Origin of the sequence: Streptococcus suis (genome assembly GCA_022354845.1) — a bacterium.
GTDB classification, from domain to species: domain Bacteria; phylum Bacillota; class Bacilli; order Lactobacillales; family Streptococcaceae; genus Streptococcus; species Streptococcus suis_AA.
In genome coordinates this window covers 1,507,443-1,525,922 of record CP031970.1, presented here as the reverse complement: position 1 = coordinate 1,525,922, position 18,480 = coordinate 1,507,443, and the positions used below count along the sequence as shown (strand labels likewise).

The 18,480-nt window shown below is 41.1% G+C and carries 19 protein-coding genes; 13 read left to right on the top strand and 6 right to left on the bottom strand.

What is annotated here, in order from left to right; genetic code table 11:
• Positions 1 to 18 precede the first annotated feature (18 nt).
• The 3 genes from D2A30_08015 to D2A30_08005 all read right to left on the bottom strand — a co-directional run bounded on the left by D2A30_08015 (position 19) and on the right by D2A30_08005 (position 3,866).
• The gene (locus D2A30_08015; GenBank protein ID ULL21520.1) at positions 19 to 1,278 is read right to left on the bottom strand and encodes a hydroxymethylglutaryl-CoA reductase, degradative; all 1,260 of its coding nucleotides are present in this window, start codon (positions 1,276 to 1,278) and stop codon (positions 19 to 21) included.
• Positions 1,279 to 1,486: 208 nt separating this feature from the next.
• Complete coding sequence (locus tag D2A30_08010; GenBank protein ID ULL21519.1) at positions 1,487 to 2,656, bottom strand: hydroxymethylglutaryl-CoA synthase; 1,170 nt, start codon at positions 2,654 to 2,656, stop codon at positions 1,487 to 1,489.
• A gap of 25 nt (positions 2,657 to 2,681) precedes the next feature.
• Positions 2,682 to 3,866 (bottom strand): acetyl-CoA C-acetyltransferase, encoded by a 1,185-nt coding sequence (locus D2A30_08005; protein ULL21518.1) that lies wholly within the window; start codon positions 3,864 to 3,866, stop codon positions 2,682 to 2,684.
• A gap of 223 nt (positions 3,867 to 4,089) precedes the next feature.
• On the opposite strand from D2A30_08005, the gene D2A30_08000 reads away from it, so the two are divergent.
• From D2A30_08000 to D2A30_07990, 3 genes are all read left to right on the top strand, one after another.
• Entirely contained in the window at positions 4,090 to 4,782 is a 693-nt protein-coding gene (locus D2A30_08000) for a 2,3-bisphosphoglycerate-dependent phosphoglycerate mutase (protein ID ULL21517.1), read from the top strand.
• 107 nt (positions 4,783 to 4,889) lie between these two features.
• Complete coding sequence (locus tag D2A30_07995; protein ID ULL21516.1) at positions 4,890 to 5,273, top strand: lactoylglutathione lyase; 384 nt, start codon at positions 4,890 to 4,892, stop codon at positions 5,271 to 5,273.
• Between the two features lie 129 nt (positions 5,274 to 5,402).
• Positions 5,403 to 6,824 (top strand): peptidoglycan GlcNAc deacetylase, encoded by a 1,422-nt coding sequence (locus D2A30_07990; protein ULL21515.1) that lies wholly within the window; start codon positions 5,403 to 5,405, stop codon positions 6,822 to 6,824.
• Positions 6,825 to 7,090: 266 nt separating this feature from the next.
• Here the strand turns inward: D2A30_07990 and D2A30_07985 are convergent, their stop codons facing one another.
• Both D2A30_07985 and D2A30_07980 read right to left on the bottom strand, forming a co-directional pair.
• On the bottom strand, positions 7,091 to 8,173 hold the full coding sequence (locus tag D2A30_07985; protein ULL21514.1) for a DEAD/DEAH box helicase: 1,083 nt from the start codon (positions 8,171 to 8,173) through the stop codon (positions 7,091 to 7,093).
• Positions 8,163 to 9,149, bottom strand: a complete 987-nt coding sequence (locus tag D2A30_07980) for a gfo/Idh/MocA family oxidoreductase (protein ID ULL21513.1) — start codon at positions 9,147 to 9,149, stop codon at positions 8,163 to 8,165. Before D2A30_07980 ends, D2A30_07985 begins: the two co-directional genes overlap by 11 nt.
• 101 nt (positions 9,150 to 9,250) lie before the next feature.
• Here D2A30_07980 and D2A30_07975 point away from each other — a divergent pair, with 101 nt between their 5' ends.
• From D2A30_07975 to D2A30_07950, 6 genes are all read left to right on the top strand, one after another.
• Positions 9,251 to 9,880, top strand: coding sequence for a uridine kinase (locus D2A30_07975; protein ULL21512.1), 630 nt, complete (start codon positions 9,251 to 9,253; stop codon positions 9,878 to 9,880).
• 1 nt (position 9,881) lies between these two features.
• The gene (locus tag D2A30_07970; protein ULL21511.1) at positions 9,882 to 10,421 is read left to right on the top strand and encodes a PadR family transcriptional regulator; all 540 of its coding nucleotides are present in this window, start codon (positions 9,882 to 9,884) and stop codon (positions 10,419 to 10,421) included.
• 91 nt (positions 10,422 to 10,512) lie between these two features.
• On the top strand, positions 10,513 to 10,782 hold the full coding sequence (locus D2A30_07965; protein ULL21510.1) for a DUF1294 domain-containing protein: 270 nt from the start codon (positions 10,513 to 10,515) through the stop codon (positions 10,780 to 10,782).
• A 64-nt stretch (positions 10,783 to 10,846) separates the two neighbouring features.
• Positions 10,847 to 11,344, top strand: a complete 498-nt coding sequence (locus tag D2A30_07960; protein ULL21509.1) for a GAF domain-containing protein — start codon at positions 10,847 to 10,849, stop codon at positions 11,342 to 11,344.
• A complete protein-coding gene (locus D2A30_07955; GenBank protein ID ULL21508.1) occupies positions 11,344 to 13,011 on the top strand; it encodes a DNA polymerase III subunit gamma/tau in 1,668 nt (555 codons plus the stop codon). Before D2A30_07960 ends, D2A30_07955 begins: the two co-directional genes overlap by 1 nt.
• 217 nt (positions 13,012 to 13,228) lie before the next feature.
• Entirely contained in the window at positions 13,229 to 13,417 is a 189-nt protein-coding gene (locus tag D2A30_07950) for a DUF3272 family protein (protein ULL21507.1), read from the top strand.
• Here the strand turns inward: D2A30_07950 and birA are convergent.
• A complete protein-coding gene (birA, locus tag D2A30_07945; protein ULL21506.1) occupies positions 13,383 to 14,339 on the bottom strand; it encodes a bifunctional biotin--[acetyl-CoA-carboxylase] ligase/biotin operon repressor BirA in 957 nt (318 codons plus the stop codon). The genes D2A30_07950 and birA overlap by 35 nt on opposite strands.
• 65 nt (positions 14,340 to 14,404) lie before the next feature.
• On the opposite strand from birA, the gene D2A30_07940 reads away from it, so the two are divergent.
• From D2A30_07940 to D2A30_07925, 4 genes are all read left to right on the top strand, one after another.
• Positions 14,405 to 15,439, top strand: a complete 1,035-nt coding sequence (locus D2A30_07940; protein ULL21505.1) for a M20/M25/M40 family metallo-hydrolase — start codon at positions 14,405 to 14,407, stop codon at positions 15,437 to 15,439.
• Between the two features lies 1 nt (position 15,440).
• Positions 15,441 to 16,178 (top strand): CBS domain-containing protein, encoded by a 738-nt coding sequence (locus D2A30_07935; protein ULL21504.1) that lies wholly within the window; start codon positions 15,441 to 15,443, stop codon positions 16,176 to 16,178.
• Positions 16,179 to 16,186: 8 nt separating this feature from the next.
• Complete coding sequence (locus D2A30_07930; GenBank protein ULL21503.1) at positions 16,187 to 16,654, top strand: deoxycytidylate deaminase; 468 nt, start codon at positions 16,187 to 16,189, stop codon at positions 16,652 to 16,654.
• A 623-nt stretch (positions 16,655 to 17,277) separates the two neighbouring features.
• A complete protein-coding gene (locus D2A30_07925; GenBank protein ID ULL21502.1) occupies positions 17,278 to 18,468 on the top strand; it encodes a methionine adenosyltransferase in 1,191 nt (396 codons plus the stop codon).
• The last annotated feature ends 12 nt before the right edge of the window (positions 18,469 to 18,480 follow it).

The following is an 18,480-nucleotide window of genomic DNA, read 5'->3' as shown; positions in this document are numbered from 1 at the left end:
GAGGGGGGTCCCTCTTTTTTAATGTTCTCTCATTTTTGCTAATAAGTTTTGAGCAGTTTCTAGGTTGCTGTGCTTTTCTTTCCGCAGAAGTTGGGCTAGTTGGTCTACTTCATGCTCTACGGCACCAGCAAGTAGCGCTAGGGATTTTGCCTGAAGCTTCATGTGACCAGACTGAATACCTGAAGTAACAAGAGCACGCAGGGCAGCAAAGTTCTGACAGAGACCGACAGAAGCGATGATAGAAGCTAATTGGCGTGCCTTTGGTTGTTGGAGAAGGTCAAAAGCAACTGCTACCTTTGGATTGAGCCCGATAGAGCCACCGACAGAGGCAATCGGAAGAGGTAGAGTGATGGAGCCGACCAAGTGATCGTCATCAATGGACCAAGTAGAAAGGCCCTTGTATTGTCCATCACGGCTGGCATAAGCATGGGCCCCGGCTTCGACTGCCCGCCAGTCATTTCCTGTAGCGATAACGACAGCATCTATACCATTAAAAATCCCTTTGTTATGTGTCGCAGCACGATAAGGGTCCACTTGCGCCAGTTTGCTTGCCAGGGCTATTTTTTGAGCAGTTTCTTGAGCAGTGGCAGAGCTGGCAGCCAGACTTGAGATGGTAATATGACATTGGGCGGTGACCAGTGACTCGGTTGCATAGTTGGAGAGGATTCCCATCAAAGCCTGTCCCTTGCTGAGCTCTTCTAAGTCATCCTTAATAGCTTCTAACATGTTATTGAGGATATTGGCTCCCATGGCTTCTTGTACATCAACCTGAAGATAGACAATCAAAAACTCGTCCTTACTCTCAACAGTCAATTCTCTTGCACCTCCCCCTCGTTTAACAATAGAAGGGTGTGCTTGATTGGCAGTTTCTAAAATACTCTCCTTCTGGTCAAGGATTGCCTGTGTCGCTCTGCTATGGTCCGAAATAGCGTAGAGAGCAACTTGTCCAATCATGATACGGTTATGAATAGTCGTTGTAAAACCGCCAGATTTAGCGATGATTTTGGCTCCGAAAGACGCAGCTGCAACCACAGAAGGTTCTTCAGTGACCATGGGTACAGAATGAGTCTGTCCATCCACTAGAAGTTCTGGGAGTACAGAAAAAGGTAAGGAAAATGTTCCTAGATGATTTTCTGTCATCTTTCCTGCAATTGCTTCTGGAAGGTTTTCGTCTTTGTATAGAATGTCTAAGCTATCTTCGGATAGGGAACGATTCTGTTGGAGAATATCAATGCGTTCTTGGCGTGATTTTTTATAAAATCCGGAAAAAGTTGACATAGGTTCCTCTTTCTACAAGAAAGCGCCCCTTGGTGAGAGCCAAAGGGCGCCATTTTGGCTTCTAAAGTCATTTGAATTAGCTTTGATACATCGTCACTTTCGGCTTGCCGTACTCTGCGAAAGTGACTTGCTTCGCAAGTCTTATTTCCAACCTAGAACAGCCTTTAGGCTGTTCTAGCTACCTGCACCTCAGTTCCTTGTCTGAAAGCTAATTCATTCGACTATATTTACGATAGATACGTTTGTGGTTTTCCACTTTGATAAGGGCAAAGGGACTTTGGTCTGCTGGTAGGTCAAGAGATGTTCCGGTTTCATCAAGAGAAACTTCTTCAAAGAAGACTTGTTCATATTCTTCTACACTGAGTTTTGTACGCTCATTGAGTTGTTCTAAACGATTCTCTTCTAAGTAGTTCTGATAACCCTCAACAAGGGATCCGCTAAAAATCTCACATACAGCACCGCTACCATAACTATAAAAGAGGATTTGATCCCCTGCCTCTAACGCTCTGCTATTTTCCAAAAGGGAAAGAAGAGAGAGGAAAATAGAGCCAGTGTAGACGTTGCCGACGACCTTATTATAGACGATAGCTTCCTGGAAACGTTCGGTCAAGCGACTAAGAGTTTCTTCATCCTGAGCAATAGCTTGCAATCCTTTAAGGCCTTGCTTGGAGAATGGAATATGTAAGCACATGGCAGCAAAGTCTTTAAGTGTTTTGCCTGTTTTTTGTCGATAATAGTCGAAAGTTGTTGTCAAGCAATCGGTATATTGTTCAGTTGAAAATTTACCATCAACACGTGGGTACTTGTCATAGTTTGGACGCCAAAAGTCATAGATATCACGTGTCTGACAGACGTTATCGTTGTTGAGAACCAAGGTACGTGGATTTGCGGTTACCAACATGGCAACAGCTCCGGCACCTTGTGTAGGTTCGCCACCTGATGCAACTCCGTATTTGGCAATATCACTGGCAATAACCAAGACTTTAGATTCTGGAAATAGAGATATGTGGCTTTTAGCGAGGCTCAGGCCAGCAGTTGCACCGTAACAAGCCTCTTTCATCTCGATGGAACGAGCAAAAGGTTGGATGCCGAGTAATCCATGAATGGTAACAGCTGCTGCTTTACTTTGGTCTACGCTGGATTCTGTACCGACAATAACCATATCAATGGTTTGTTTATCTTCTTCCGTTAGAATGGCTTCAGCAGCCTTTGCACCAAGACTGACAATATCTTGAGTAACAGGAGTTACAGCCATTTCTGATTGAAGAAGACCAATTTTAAATTTATTGGGGTCAACATTGCGGGCATGGGCCAAATCTGCCAAATCTAAAACATAATCGGGTGCCGCAAAACCGATTTTATCAATACCGATGTTCATAATGTTTCCTTTGTTATTGGTTAGGTTAGTTTGTCTGAGCATTGGAAATGATGAGGGAAATTCCTTGTCCCCCTCCAATGCAGAGTGAACAGAGTCCGAGCTCTTTATTTTGCTTGATTAATTCATGGATTAGGGTAACCAAAATCCGGCTACCACTTGCTCCAATTGGATGACCTAGTGCGATTGCTCCACCATTGACATTGACTTTTGCAGGATCAATACCAAGTTGTTTGACAACTGGAATTGATTGGGCTGCAAATGCCTCGTTGAGTTCGAATAGATCGATATCCTCGACTGTTTTATTCAGTTTTTGTAGCGCTTTTTGGCTAGCAGTAATAGGTCCAAGTCCCATCAATGCGGGATCTAAACCGCTAGTTGCGTATGATTCGATATAAGCAAGTGGCTGAATATTTAGCTCACTTGCTTTCTCATCAGACATGAGTACCAAGACAGCACAGCCGTCGTTGATGCCAGAAGCATTGGCTGCGGTGACAGTTCCATCCTTTTTGAAAGCTGGACGGAGTGTTGCCAATTTTTCAATTGGCGTCAGACGAGGATACTCATCTGTGGCAAAAATAGTTTCGCCTTTTCGACTGTTCAGCCTAATTGGAACAATTTCTTCAGTGAAACGCCCTTCAGCGATAGCTTTTGCAGCCTTTTCTTGGCTGGTGTGGGCAAATGCATCTTGCTCTTCGCGACTGACATGATAGCGTTCGGCAACATTTTCAGCGGTAATACCCATGTGATAGTCATTGAAGGCATCTGTCAAACCATCCTTTAACATGGAATCTTCCAAGGTAATATGACCAAACTTACTCCCAAAACGGCTTGACTTGGATAAGTAGGCCGCCTGACTCATGATTTCGATACCACCAGCTACAACGACGTCGTTATCGTCAAGAAGGATGGATTGAGCCGCAAGAAGGACTGATTTGAGTCCAGAGCCACAGACCTTATTGACCACATAAGCAGAAGTGGTCTCTGGAATACCCGCGCGTAAAGCAATTTGGCGTGCAATATTTTGTCCGTGACCAGCAGAAAGGACGTTGCCAAAAATAACTTCATCTACAACGTCAGCTGGTATTTGTTTGTTTTGTAAAGCTGCTTCGAGAACCCGTGCGCCAAGTTCAGCAATGTTTATATCTTTTAGACTGCCTCCAAAACTGCCTATAGCAGATCGAAATGCAGACACGATAGCTACTTTCTTCATGAATTCTCCTTGAAATCTAATCAGAACAGTCGTGCTCAGCCTAACTATTATATCACTTTTTTTCGTAAATCCTAAGAAGAAAGCTAGGTCTACAGACTGAATTTTCAAGAAAGAAAAATGTAAGCGTAAACAGATTGTGGAAAAACTAGCATTTTCTGACCAATTCGTGTAAAATAGAAAAGTACAAGAGGGGAACCTCAAAATTTAAAGGAGAATCCATATAATGGTAAAATTGGTTTTTGCTCGCCATGGTGAGTCTGAATGGAACAAAGCTAACCTTTTCACTGGTTGGGCTGATGTTGATTTGTCTGAAAAAGGTACACAACAAGCAATTGATGCTGGTAAATTAATCAAAGAAGCAGGTATCGAATTTGACCTTGCTTATACATCTGTTTTGAAACGTGCTATCAAGACTACAAACTTGGCTCTTGAAGCTGCAGATCAATTATGGGTACCAGTTGAAAAAACTTGGCGTTTAAACGAACGTCACTACGGTGGTTTGACAGGTTTGAACAAAGCAGAAGCTGCTGCTGAATTTGGTGATGAGCAAGTGCACATCTGGCGTCGTTCTTATGATACTTTGCCACCAGAAATGGCTAAAGATCATGAGCATTCAGCACACACTGACCGTCGCTATGCACATCTTGATGACTCAGTTATTCCAGATGCAGAAAACTTGAAAGTTACGCTTGAGCGCGCCCTTCCATTCTGGGAAGATAAAATTGCTCCAGCATTGAAAGACGGTAAAAACGTGTTCGTAGGTGCACATGGTAACTCAATCCGTGCCCTTGTAAAACACATCAAACAATTGTCTGATGACGAAATCATGGATGTGGAAATTCCAAACTTCCCACCACTTGTATTCGAATTGGATGAAAACTTGAACATTGTGAAAGAGTACTACTTGGAAGCATAATTCATCTAAGGCCTGAGTTCGCTCAGGTTTTTTTTTAGTTTTGAATATCGGAGTTTTCATAGAGAGTATGGTATACTGGTGGTATTAAATGGTAGGAGGAATTTATTATGGCAAGTAAAAAAATGCTACATGCATGTTTGCGTGTTGAAAACCTAGAAGCATCTCAAAAATTTTATGAAGAGGGATTTGGATTTAAGGAAACCCGTCGCAAGGACTATCCAGAGCACAAGTTTACTTTGGTTTACTTAGTACTTGAAGGGGATGACTTTGAGATTGAATTGACTTACAATTATGATCATGGTCCATATATCGTAGGGGATGGCTTCTCACATCTAGCTCTTTCTTCGGATGACTTAGAAGGGGACAATGCGAGACACAAAGAATTGGGCTATCCAACGACAGATATAAAAGGCTTGCCAGGAAGTCCAGGTCGTTATTATTTTGTTACAGATCCTGATGGATACCGTGTAGAGGTTATTCGAGCGGATTAATCAAGAAATACCTAAAGAATCAGCACCGATTGTTAACATTTTGACGAGAATGGGGCTGATTTTTTTGCTTTGATTGGGGTTACAACTTGACAAAAAACAAAGTATATTATAGTATAGATTTAGGTGTATATGAAAGAGGAATCTCGCGTGAAGAAATTATTACTGATACTAACCAATCTACTGTTGGTTGGTATGATTTGTTTTTTTAGTCTAATGATTTACCATCGTATTCAAGAAAATCAAATAACCCAGTTCATTGCAAGAAAGGAACGTGTCTTTTTAAAGCATGGTCAAACGAACTTGAGAACAGGAAATGTGGGCTCCACTCATGTTGTTGCTTCCATTCCAACCGATGATGCTGGCAAGAAAATTGGTTTAGTTGAGAATAGAATGGTAGAGTATGTTCATCAAAAATTAGGGGAAGCCAAGCCTACGGGCAATATTAATCGAATATTTTTGGTCAGTAGCCGGCTTGGGAAAACTAACTTTAGAAAGGTTCGGGCTCTGGTAATCAAAAGCGAGGAATATCATCTTTCGACACTTGAAATTGAGAAGGATGGCGAAGAATCCATCGGGGAGCTCTTGCTTACTGAAGATCAGCAACTCTTCACGTTGAAACGCTTTTTTACAGATTCTGATGCCGCGAGAGAGATTTTATCCAATAAATTAAAAGAAAAGCTAGATCAAAGCTCTTTGTCAGACAGCGAAAAAACACAACTACTAAACTTGATCGGTGACATTGATTTGGACCGTTTACCATTCTCATATGAAGATAGCCAACTAAAGGTAAAAATCGTACAAGGTAGTCAAGAAACCACGCTTTCAATTCCCATATCGGAGTTATACCCTGTTCTAAACAGTGACTATCTATCTGAAGCAGATGTGGCAGGTTATAAAGAATATTTGCAAGAGTTAGAAGAATTAGAACGAAGAAAGACTGCAAGAAACATTTCTCTAACATTTGATGATGGTCCGAATTCCTCAACGACACCAGTGGTATTGGATTTGTTGAAGAAATACAATGCGAAGGCTACCTTCTTTGTCATCGGGCAAAATATTGAAGGAAATGAGTGGATTTTACAACGGATGAAAGCTGAAGGTCACGAGATTGCAAACCATACTTGGAGTCATGCAAATTTAACCAAACTTTCTCCGGATACCATTCGTCAAGAGGTTGAAAAAACACAAGTTGCCATAGAAAAAGCAGTTGGTCAGCGATCACGTTTGGTACGTCCTCCATATGGTGCAGTAAATAAGCAAGTCGCAAACGTTGTGAATCTTCCATCCATCTGTTGGAATGTAGATACCCTAGACTGGTCTTCACACAATCCGCAGGCGATTTTAAATCAAGTCAAGTCAAATGCTTGTCCTGGTTCCTTTATTTTGATGCATGATATTCATAAGGAAACTGTTAAGAGCTTGGATTCGGTATTGCAATTTTTAACTTCTCAAGGATACAGTATGGTTACCGTTTCAGAAAGTTTAGGTACTAATCTAAATACACAGTTTGTTTATTATGATCAACAATCGGCAACTATGCCAACGCAATAATAACTAAACAAAAGAACAGAAGCTTGATTGAACTTCTGTTCTTTTTTGGAATTTTATCAGTTTGGGTAAGAGTAGTGGTGAGATGGGAATGAGAAAGTACAGTGTAATATCATCGTCGGCTTAATGATATGAACACAGTTCGCAATATTTCCAGCCTTTAAGATCTCCCAGATAGCTGAAATTGGGAAACTTTTGATGTTCATTGTGCATTACATTGATGGTTATCCAGTTGATAAATAGCGTCACACTAATAGAAAGTGAAAAGATTATACTTTATATAGCTCTTGATTTTTTAAGATAACTTCTTGGACAGAAGCATATTTTTTTAGTTGTTTGAGTTCATTTGGATTTGAAACAAGGGTAATAACCACTCCATCCTTACCCATTCGACCAGTTCGACCAGCCCGATGTGTATAGGCTTCCTGGTCAAAAGGAACCTCAAAATTGAGGACGCATTCTAAATTATCGATATCAATCCCACGAGCTACTAAATCTGTGGCTAGTAAGAGCTGGATCTGGTGGTCTTTAAATCGATCAATAATGACCTTTCTAAACTTGACATTGACATCAGAAGCGAGAGAAATTGCATTGGCTCCGTTGTAGTTTAGTCGTTCTTCAGTTGCACCAAGATCAGATAAGCTATTAAAGAAGACCAATGCTCGAAAATCTGGCACATTTGCAAATTTTTTCAACAAGTTTTGTCGATCACGTTTTTCAACCATCAGATAATAGTGCTGAATATTGTCTAATTTTTGCTCCGATAAATCGATTGTTTCAACAGTAGGTGAAATCTTTTGCCGATCAAATTTAGCAGTTGCACTCATATAGATCAATTGATGATTGCGAGGAACATAGTTGATAATTTTTTCTACAAAATGATATTGAGAATCAGAGAATAGCTGATCAAATTCATCTAAGATGATGGTATTGATATTCATCATCTTTATTTTTTTTAATTTAATCAATTCAAACACGCGACCAGGTGTACCGATTAAGATTTCCGGCCCTTTTTTTAATCGTTCAATTTGTCGTTTTTGACTGGATCCTGATAAGAATAACTGTGCTTGTAATCCGATAGCTTCGGACCAGCCTTTACACACTTCGAAAATCTGCCCAGCTAATTCTGTATTTGGAGCCAGAATCAATAATTGCTGGGATTTTTTGGGGGTAAGAGCAAGTAGACTTGGCCAGAGGTAGGCTAGGGTCTTTCCTGTTCCAGTTGGACTGATTGCAAGTAAGTCTTTTCCTGTAAAAATCGGCTCATATGCTTGTTGTTGAATATCAGTCAAGCTATCAAAACCAGCTTTTTCCAGCATTTCTTGCCATACAGAAGGGAAATTAGTTTTCATGAGTATCCGCCTTAAATGTAATTCCTGCGTCTTGACGCATCAGATAGAGGGTCCGGTGAACATCTGAAGCAACATCTAACCACTGATCTGCCAATGGGTGATTTGCCTCTTCGATGACTTGTGCAAAATGCATGGCTTCTTCAATCATGGATTGGTCCCTCGAAGCAAGAGGGAGTTGGTATTGCTCCCCATTATTTTTTGTAAAAATAGCAGAGCTGATATGCTGACAAGCGTTTAAGGTCAAAGTACCCTCGCTAGTATAGATTTCGCTAGGTAGATGACTGGTCATATTTTTTCCTGCTTGAATACCCACAGTAAAGTTTTCATAGACTAGTTGCCCAAGCCCATTTAAATCAACACTAGATGGTAATTGTTGGGCTACGTAACGAGCTGTATGTGGGGCACCGATAAGACCTATGGCGGCATAAACAGCATAGACGCCAAGATCCATGAGTGCGCCACCTGAAAAATCAGCTGAAAAGATATTCGGTGTATTTCCAGCTAGCAATTCAGGCATTTTTGAAGAATATTTGGCATAAGAAAAATGCCCACCGATAATGGATTTATCTGCCAAGAATTGTCGAATCGTCTGAAAGGATTCTTCTTGAAAGTTTCGAGCTGCTTCAAACAAGAATAGCCCTTTTTCAGAGGCAATTTGGCGTAAATCTTCAAATTCTGCTGGAGTTGATACCATTGGCTTTTCAACGATAGCGTGTTTTCCAGCCAAGAGTACGGCCTTTGCCTGCTGGTAGTGCAAGGAATTTGGACTAGCAATGTAAACAAGGTCAATTTCAGAAGATAAAAATGATGAAAAATCAGTAAACAAGTCTACCTTTTCATATGGTTTTGCAAAGGATTCAGCTGTATCATAGTGTCGAGAAAAAACAGCTCTAAATTGATATTTATTCGTTTGAAGTGCTGCTTTGATAAACTGATGAGTGATAGGAGAAGTGCCAATTATGCCAAAATCAATCATAATGTCTCATTTCTATTGTATTATTTTTTCCATTATAGCATGTTTCGTGATAAAATAGTAATGAAAAAAAGGTGTCAAACTTGAGATAGAAGGAGATGATAATGACTCAAAAACCAATAATAATTGGCGTTACCGGAGGTTCAGGTGGAGGTAAAACAAGTGTCTCTCGTGCCATTTTAAATAACTTTCCAAATGCACGGATTTCAATGATTGAGCATGACTCCTACTATAAAAATCAGTCCCACTTAACCTTTGAAGAACGGATATTGACCAATTATGACCATCCACTAGCCTTTGATACAGACTTGATGATCTATCATTTGAGTGAATTACTGGCTGGGCGTTCAGTGGATATTCCGATATATGATTATACTCAGCATACACGGTCAGAAAGGACTTATCGTCAAGAACCTCAGGATGTATTTATTGTAGAGGGAATTTTAGTACTAGAAGACAAACGTCTTCGGGATTTAATGGACATCAAAGTATTTGTGGATACTGATGATGACATTCGTATTATCCGTCGTATAAAACGTGATATGGAGGAGCGTGGCCGTAGCTTAGATAGTATCATAGAGCAATATACATCTGTTGTAAAACCGATGTATCACCAGTTTATTGAGCCGACTAAGCGCTATGCGGATATCGTGATACCAGAGGGTGTTTCAAATGTAGTTGCCATCGACTTAATCAATACAAAGGTGGAGAGTATTTTAAGAGAGCGTGGTTAGAATGCCGAAAGACAGAATTTTACCCTATATCATTTTAGGAATAGTAGCAACTTGCAACCGTAGGGTCACTGGAAAAGAGATTACTGACTTTGTTCAACTAGATTTAGGAGAATTTTGGCAAGTAGCTCACAGTCAAGTATACCCTGAACTTAAACGGATGACTCAAGATGGTTGGATAACTTGCCATGCAGTTCCAGGAAACGAAAAAGAAAAGCAGTATGAATTAACTGCAAAAGGACGAGAAATTTTGGAACAATGGCTTGCCATTCCAAATGAATCTACACCTTACCAAAAAGATATCTTTTCTATAAAAATGTATTTTATTGAAGACCGCTCAGATCCTAGAGTTTCCGAATTATTAACCTATCAGGTTCAGGTTATTGAAAAGCATTTGCGTCATCTTGAAAAACGTAAAGAGGAACTTTTTTCGGAAACTGATGGTGAACATGTTCCTTATGGGCAATATTTAATTCTGTCACGGGCCATTGAACGCAATCAATCACAGCTACAATGGCTACAAAATACGATTCAAAATTTATAAAAAGCGATTCATTTATTGAGTCGTTTTTTTCTTGCTCTTCGATTTTTAATGTGATAAAGTTAGGAATAAATGTTACTGATATGGAGGGAATATGTCTGTAAAGCAGGGATTTGCATTGTTCTTAATGATTTGGAACCTGGTCGTTTTTTTAGTCTATGGACTTGACAAGGGAAAGGCTAGAAAGGGTTCTTACCGAATTTCAGAAAAGACCTTGTTGATGATGACCTATGTTGGTGGTGGTCTAGGTGCTTGGGCTGGCGGTGCCTATTTTCGTCATAAAACTCAGAAAAAGTATTTTCAACTAGCTTGGGCCGTAGGTGTCTTGATTGACGCCTTGTTGATATACTGGATGTGGAAATAGGCGAAAGCCTTTTTCTTTATTGCCCGAACTATAAAAGTTCCTCTATCTATGCTATAATGATGGTATGACAAAACAAGAAAAAATTTCAAACTATCAATTATTGTTGGCCCAATTGGAGGCTCTTTTAGAGGGTGAAACCAATGCTTTAGCCAATCTATCAAATGCTTCTGCCTTACTTAATCAAGCTCTACCAAACTCTGTCTTTACAGGATTTTACTTGTATGATGGTAGTGAATTGATTTTGGGACCTTTTCAAGGTGGCGTTTCCTGTGTTCATATTGCACTTGGAAAAGGAGTCTGCGGTGAGTCGGCTTCTAAACGCCAGACGATTATCGTAGAGGATGTTCGTTTGCATGACAATTATATTTCCTGCGATGCGACAGCTCTTTCGGAAATTGTGGTGCCAATGGTGAAAAACGACCAATTATTGGGCGTTTTGGACTTGGATTCTAGGTTGGTCGCTGATTACGATACCATTGACCAGGAATACCTTGAGCAGTTCGTCGCGCTCTTAGTGGAGAAGACGGACTGGAATTTTGCTATGTTTGGAGAAAAACGCTAATGTACCAAGCTTTATATCGGAAGTACCGAAGCCAGACCTTTGGGGAGATGGTGGGGCAAGAGGTGGTCGCAACGACGCTCAAGCAAGCTATTGAGCAGGGGAAAATTAGCCATGCCTATCTCTTTTCTGGTCCTCGTGGAACGGGTAAGACATCGGCTGCGAAAATTTTTGCCAAGGCCATGAATTGCCCGAATCAGGTTGATGGTGAACCTTGTAACGACTGTTATATTTGTCAAGCGATTACGGAAGGTAGCTTGGAAGATGTCATTGAGATTGATGCAGCTTCCAATAATGGTGTAGATGAGATTCGTGATATTCGTGATAAATCGACCTATGCGCCTAGTCTTGCAACCTATAAGGTCTATATCATCGACGAGGTTCATATGTTGTCTACAGGGGCCTTCAACGCACTATTGAAAACCCTAGAAGAACCAACGGAGAATGTGGTCTTTATTCTAGCAACTACGGAATTGCACAAGATTCCTGCTACCATTCTGTCAAGGGTGCAACGATTTGAATTTAAGTCCATCAAGGTGACGGACATTCAGGAGCACTTGGCTGCAATTTTGACCAAGGAAGGCCTTGCCTTTGATGAACAAGCATTGACCATCATTGCACGTCGGGCAGAAGGTGGGATGCGGGATGCCTTGTCCATATTGGACCAGGCATTGAGTCTTAGTCAACATCAGCAGGTAACTGTGGATATTGCTGAGGAAATTACAGGCTCCATCAGCTTACGTGCCTTGGATGATTATGTGGCTAGTCTCCGTCAGGCAGATAGCGCCTCAGCACTTGGACATCTACAAACCTTGTTTGATCAAGGAAAGAGTATGAGCCGTTTTGCCACAGACCTCTTGCATTATTTGAGGGATCTCCTCATTGTACAGACGGGTGGTGAAAATACCCATTTGACCACTGGTTTTACGGAAAATCTAGCTCTGGCTCAGGATCGGATTTTTACTATGATTGAGATGGTGACAAAAGGTTTGTCAGACATCAAGTCTAGCCCTCAACCGAAAATTTATGCGGAGATGATGACAATTCGTTTGGCAGAAGAAGGCTCACCTTCGGGAGCAATCGCAGAGCTGCCAGCTGATTTGGTCAGCCAACTTGCTCATCTTCAAGAACAAGTTGCGGATTTGCAGAAACAACTAAGTCAATTATCTAGTCAACCAAGTGCTATTAAGCCAGTTTCACGCAAGCCACAGGCTCCGAAGAAGTACCGATTGGATACCAGCAAGGTTCATGCTATTTTACAAGAGGCTATGGAAAATCCAGCCTTGGCGCGTGAAAATTTGACGCGTTTGCAAAATGCATGGGGAGAAATCATCGAAAGCTTATCTGGAGCAGATCGTGCCTTGCTTGTTGGTTCTCAACCAGTTGCTGCGAATGAAAACCATGCTATACTTGCTTTTGAGTCCCCACTCAATGCCGAACAGACTATGAAACGTGATAATCTCAACACCATGTTTGGAAATATTCTCAGCAAGGCAGCTGGTTTTTCGCCACAGATTTTAGCCATTGCTCAAGAGGATTGGGTTAGCATACGAGCAGAATTTTCGGCTAAGGCAAAAGGGCAAAAAACACAAGAAATCAAAACCGAAACCAGCCCAGTTCCAGAAGAATTTGGATTTCTGGCCGACGCAGTTGAAATTCGAAATGATTGAGCGCTTGGTTTGACCACTTCTACAGCAATATCGGTCTCTGGTCGGATGCGCAATCTGTTTGGATGATGTATACTATGATTAATCCTAAATATTTTTCATAATCTCCTTACAAAAGCACCTCACATTTTGGTGTTTTTGTTTTTGCAGAGTCATAATTTTACATAGAAAGCATATAAAAAATCAGCTGAAGGACTGATTTTTTGGTATAATCTACTTTATGAAACTTTCTCAATTTCTTTTTTTAGCCATTACGACAATATTAGCAGTATACTTTATGAATGCCTCTATTTTGACAGGAGATTATTTAATAGCTGGAATTTATGCTTATATTGGCTATCGAAACCTCCATTTTGCCTATAAAGTAACGAAATTTATTCAACTGGTGGAGAAGCAGTCCAAGAAGTAAGACTGATTTCCCCGCTGGAGATTGTCTTTGCTTTTCCATTCTCTAGTTGAATCACTAAATTACCTGTATCGGTAACGGCGATTGCTCTGCCTTTAAATTCAATTTGATTTTCTACAAAGCTCACTTGTTGACCGACAACAAGTGATTTTTCTTTGTAAAGCGTGATTAATTCATGTTCATCTGTTTCAAGAAAAGCTTTCCAGATGGCTATGATGAGTTGATTGCGGGTAAAGGGTGGTTGTTCCTCAAAAAGGTTGCCTGCAATATGGTGTAGTTCTTTTGGGAAATCGTCAATACGAACATTGATGCCGACACCGATAATGACGTCAGTTACTGTTTGACTTTCCATCGAAGAAATTGCTTCGGTTAAGATTCCAGCCACTTTTTTGCGTCCAAGATAGATGTCGTTGACCCATTTGATTTGAACATCCAAGTCACAGAGGGACTGGATGGCTTTTACCACAGCAGCCGCAGCTAATATAGTGTATGGTTTGAATGCAAGAAATGGGACATTGGGCGATAGACGAAGTGACATATAAATACCACCAGATTTTGAGGCGTAAAATGGTCGACCGAATCGTCCTTTTGCTTTGTTTTGGTGTGGTGCAAGGTAGAGTGCTGGGCTACTATGTCCTAGTTCAATGCCTTGCTTGGCATCCAGTTGGGTGGAGTCACTGCTTCCATTGAGATGGACTGGAAGGTTAAGTTCCTGTGCAATCAATTCAGGTAAGAGTAAGTCCCCTTCAGCCAGTTTATAGCCACGGTTTCGGGCTGCTTCAATGGTTAAACCGAGGGTTTCTAATTGGCGAATAGCCTTCCAAATGGATGTTCGTGAAATGCCTAGCTCCTTAGCCATATCTTCACCACTTATGTAGTCCTCTTTTTCTTTCAAAAGAAGATATATTTTTTGATAGGTTTTCATAACTTCATTATAGCAAAAAAATGGCTTAAAACGTGATATAATAGATTACAAATAAGGAGGTTTTCATGAAGACACTTGATTACATCGTGACATTGACTCAAACTCCGTCACCAACTGGCTATACGACGGATATTATGAACTACATCAAAGCAGAGATTGAAGGTTTCGGTTATGAGGCGACTAAAACACCAAAAGGTGGTGTTTTGGTAACGGTACCGGGGAAAAATGATGAGGAGCACCGTATTTTGACAGCTCATCTGGATACATTGGGTGCTATGGTTCGGGCAATCAAACCGGATGGTCGTATAAAAATGGATTTGGTGGGTGGTTTTGGTTATCCTTCCATTGAAGGTGAAAACTGCTTGATACATTGTGCTAAAAATGGTAAGACCTTCACAGGTACAATGCTTATGCATCAAACGTCTGTCCATGTTTATCGTGATGCTAGTACAGCAGAGCGCAACCAGACCAATATGGAAATCCGATTGGACGAAAAAGTGACCACTGCTGATGAAGTGCGTACCTTGGGGATTGAAGTTGGTGATTTTATTTCCTTCGATCCAAGAACAATTGTGACAGAAACTGGGTTTATTAAGAGCCGCCATTTGGATGATAAGGTTTCTGCAGCTATTTTGATTCATTTGTTGAAGGTTTATAAAGAAGATGGGATTGTTTTACCTTATACCACTCATTTTTATTTTTCAAATAACGAAGAGATTGGTTATGGTGCTAATTCAAGTTTGCCAGATCGGGTTGTGGAGTATCTGGCTGTAGATATGGGAGCGATGGGTGATGACCAGCAGACGGACGAGTACACGGTTTCGATTTGTGTAAAAGATGCTTCAGGTCCTTATCACTATGAACTTCGTCAGCATTTAGTTTCTCTTGCTGAGAGAGAGGGAATTCCATATAAGCTGGATATCTATCCTTACTATGGTTCGGATGCATCGGCTGCTATGCGTGCGGGTGCAGATGTTAAGCATGCTTTACTGGGAGCAGGTATTGAGTCTAGTCACTCTTATGAACGAACTCATTTGGATTCAGTTGATGCGACTGAGCGGATGGTTGATGCTTATTTGAAATCGCTAATGGTAGACTAATATGAATGAAACCCGTTTTTTAGAGTTATTTAATGACCTGGATAAGGTTTTAAGGAAAGTCTGTGGTGTAGCAGATGGAGACTATGCTGACGTTGGTTCGATGTTAACAAAGGCTAAAGAACTAAGCCACCATAATCCCATTGAGGCAAATTGGGACAAACTTTATGTTGCCCGTCAGTTACGGAATTTAATGGTTCATGAAAAACGAACAGGACTGAAAGAGGTGGCTCAGCCGTCACAAGAATTGATTGATGTGTTGGAAAAAGTTATTTCCCAATACCAAGAGCCAGTTACCATTGCTTATTATTTACAAAGGACACAAAAAATCAAACCAATTGTTTTTGATGTTCAGGATAAATTAATAAAGGCTTTAGAAATTGTAGATCGTAAGCATTTTTCTAAGTTTCCGATTTTTTCGGGAAGAGCCTATCAAGGTTTGGTTTCTGACAAGGGACTGACCAATTGGTTAGCCAAAGCCAGTAAAGAGGCTGGTTCTATTCGTGAGAAATTGGTGGAAGCCAGTTTAGCAGATGTTCTTGTTTTTGAAGAAGATAGTATTCAGGTTATCGTTCTCCCTTCCTCAGAAACACTTTATCAAGTGATCAATTATTTTGAGGGCCGTAAGCGTACGACCATTCTTGTGAGTCGTCAAAAGAGTGGGAAAATAGATTCTCCGGAGGATGTCATTGGTATCATTACAGCCCAAGACTTAGCTGAAATTTATGGAATGGTGGATTAGGAGGTCTTATGTCAACAAATCGTTTAGCTTGGGATGAGTATTTTGCGGCACAAGCACTTTTGATTGCAAATCGGGCGACCTGTAAGAGAGCCAAGGTTGGTGCGGTTTTGGTTAAGGATAATAAGGTTATTGCGACAGGCTATAATGGGTCTGTTTCAGGAACTGAACATTGTTTGGATCAGGAATGTCTCATGATTGATGGTCATTGTGCTAGGACCTTGCATGCGGAAGTTAATGCTATTTTACAAGGAGCGGAGCGGGGAATTCCTAAAGGTTTTACTGCCTATGTGACCCATTTTCCATGTCTCAACTGTTCCAAACAATTACTTCAAGTAGGTTGCAAGCGGGTGGTCTACATTAATGAATACCGTATGGATGACTATGCGCGGTATTTATATAATGAAAAAGGGTGTGAGCTTGTTCATCTACCGTTAGAGGTGGTGAAACAGGCGATTGCTGATGCGGAGTTTATTTAGACTTTAGGAGGCTGGGCAGAAAGTCCAACCTCGCTTCTCAGAGTTCGTGTCAACATCTCAGCGCATTGGTTGATTGGCTTTAACAGTCTGGAAGAAGGAGATAAGATTTGCACAGCAAATCTCAGCAGTTCGTATTTCACACTCCAAATCTGACCATTACGACTGTTGCGAACAAAGTTCGCTTTATCTCCAACCTCAAACTGTCTCCCAGACAGTTTGAGCTGTGCGGGGGTGGGAGTTTAAAAGGTCTGGGAGATATAAGCTGACGGCAGTCAGCTCACATAAATTGATGTCTGGGAATAGACTGTGTCAGCTCAACAACTAGAAATAAAGTCTTGTTGAGGACTCTTTTTAGAATGGTCGAGTTCTTTCCCACTCCCTCTTTATTTTTTAGAAAATGCTAGGATAGATACTGAATGTATGCTATACTAGAAACGTTATTAAGTCCCGAAAAGGTAGTTATCAGACTAGTTAACTTTCGCAGACATACTTAGAAGTTATCGCTTTCTCGTTATGTATCTGGAAATTTTACTTTGCTTAAGACAAAAGTCTTTCGCAAAGAACTAGTCTCCTACTAGTTCTTTGTAACCTTGATAACAATTTATTTTAAGGGGGACATTTTTATGTCAGAACGTAAATTGTTTACGTCTGAATCTGTTTCGGAGGGTCATCCGGATAAGATTGCAGACCAGATTTCAGATGCGATTTTGGATGCTATTTTAGCACAAGATCCTGAGGCGCACGTGGCAGCTGAGACGGCTGTTTACACTGGTAGCGTTCATGTGTTTGGTGAAATTTCCACCACTGCCTATGTAGATATTAATCGTGTTGTACGTGATACGATTGCGGAGATTGGCTACACCAAAGGGGAATACGGCTTCGCGGCAGAATCAGTAGGAGTTCATCCATCACTTGTAGAGCAGTCTCCAGATATTGCGCAAGGTGTTAATGAAGCCTTGGAGGCTCGTCAAGATGCTAGTCTAGATCCATTAGATTTAGTTGGTGCAGGTGACCAAGGGCTCATGTTTGGTTTTGCAGTTGATGAAACTCCTGAACTCATGCCATTGCCAATTTCACTTAGTCACAAATTGGTGCGTCGTTTGGGCGAGTTGAGAAAATCTGGTGAAATTGCTTATCTCCGTCCGGATGCTAAGTCACAAGTAACAGTTGAATACGATGAAGACAACCAACCCGTTCGTGTGGATACAGTCGTTATTTCGACCCAGCATGATCCGGAAGTCAGTCAAGAGCAAATTCGTCAGGATGTCATTGAACGTGTGATAAAGGAAATCATTCCAGCTCAATATTTGGATGACCAAACGCAATACTTTATCAATCCAACCGGTCGCTTTGTTATTGGTGGACCTCAAGGTGACTCTGGTCTGACAGGTCGTAAGATTATCGTTGATACCTATGGTGGTTACTCTCGCCACGGAGGCGGCGCCTTCTCTGGTAAGGATGCGACCAAAGTGGACCGTTCTGCATCTTATGCGGCGCGTTACATCGCTAAAAATATCGTAGCAGCTGGTTTGGCTAAAAAGGCTGAGGTTCAATTGGCCTACGCTATCGGTGTTGCTCACCCAGTTTCAGTTCGCATCGATACATTTGGTACAGGTACAGTAGCTGAGAGCAAATTAGAAGGAGCTGTTCGTCAGATTTTCGACTTGCGCCCAGCTGGTATTATTCAAATGCTTGACCTAAAACGTCCAATTTATAAACAAACTGCAGCCTATGGTCACATGGGACGTACGGACATTGATGTTCCATGGGAGAAATTGGATAAGGTAGAAGAGTTGAAAGCAGCTATCTTGTAGGTACATATTTAT

Coding starts and splice junctions, on each gene's coding strand:
- D2A30_08015 (ULL21520.1), bottom strand. CDS start 1,278: ATGTCAACTTTTTCCGGATTTTATAAAAAATCACGCCAAGAACGCATT.
- D2A30_08010 (ULL21519.1), bottom strand. CDS start 2,656: ATGAACATCGGTATTGATAAAATCGGTTTTGCGGCACCCGATTATGTT.
- D2A30_08005 (ULL21518.1), bottom strand. CDS start 3,866: ATGAAGAAAGTAGCTATCGTGTCTGCATTTCGATCTGCTATAGGCAGT.
- D2A30_08000 (ULL21517.1), top strand. CDS start 4,090: ATGGTAAAATTGGTTTTTGCTCGCCATGGTGAGTCTGAATGGAACAAA.
- D2A30_07995 (ULL21516.1), top strand. CDS start 4,890: ATGGCAAGTAAAAAAATGCTACATGCATGTTTGCGTGTTGAAAACCTA.
- D2A30_07990 (ULL21515.1), top strand. CDS start 5,403: ATGAAAGAGGAATCTCGCGTGAAGAAATTATTACTGATACTAACCAAT.
- D2A30_07985 (ULL21514.1), bottom strand. CDS start 8,173: ATGAAAACTAATTTCCCTTCTGTATGGCAAGAAATGCTGGAAAAAGCT.
- D2A30_07980 (ULL21513.1), bottom strand. CDS start 9,149: ATGATTGATTTTGGCATAATTGGCACTTCTCCTATCACTCATCAGTTT.
- D2A30_07975 (ULL21512.1), top strand. CDS start 9,251: ATGACTCAAAAACCAATAATAATTGGCGTTACCGGAGGTTCAGGTGGA.
- D2A30_07970 (ULL21511.1), top strand. CDS start 9,882: ATGCCGAAAGACAGAATTTTACCCTATATCATTTTAGGAATAGTAGCA.
- D2A30_07965 (ULL21510.1), top strand. CDS start 10,513: ATGTCTGTAAAGCAGGGATTTGCATTGTTCTTAATGATTTGGAACCTG.
- D2A30_07960 (ULL21509.1), top strand. CDS start 10,847: ATGACAAAACAAGAAAAAATTTCAAACTATCAATTATTGTTGGCCCAA.
- D2A30_07955 (ULL21508.1), top strand. CDS start 11,344: ATGTACCAAGCTTTATATCGGAAGTACCGAAGCCAGACCTTTGGGGAG.
- D2A30_07950 (ULL21507.1), top strand. CDS start 13,229: ATGAAACTTTCTCAATTTCTTTTTTTAGCCATTACGACAATATTAGCA.
- birA (ULL21506.1), bottom strand. CDS start 14,339: ATGAAAACCTATCAAAAAATATATCTTCTTTTGAAAGAAAAAGAGGAC.
- D2A30_07940 (ULL21505.1), top strand. CDS start 14,405: ATGAAGACACTTGATTACATCGTGACATTGACTCAAACTCCGTCACCA.
- D2A30_07935 (ULL21504.1), top strand. CDS start 15,441: ATGAATGAAACCCGTTTTTTAGAGTTATTTAATGACCTGGATAAGGTT.
- D2A30_07930 (ULL21503.1), top strand. CDS start 16,187: ATGTCAACAAATCGTTTAGCTTGGGATGAGTATTTTGCGGCACAAGCA.
- D2A30_07925 (ULL21502.1), top strand. CDS start 17,278: ATGTCAGAACGTAAATTGTTTACGTCTGAATCTGTTTCGGAGGGTCAT.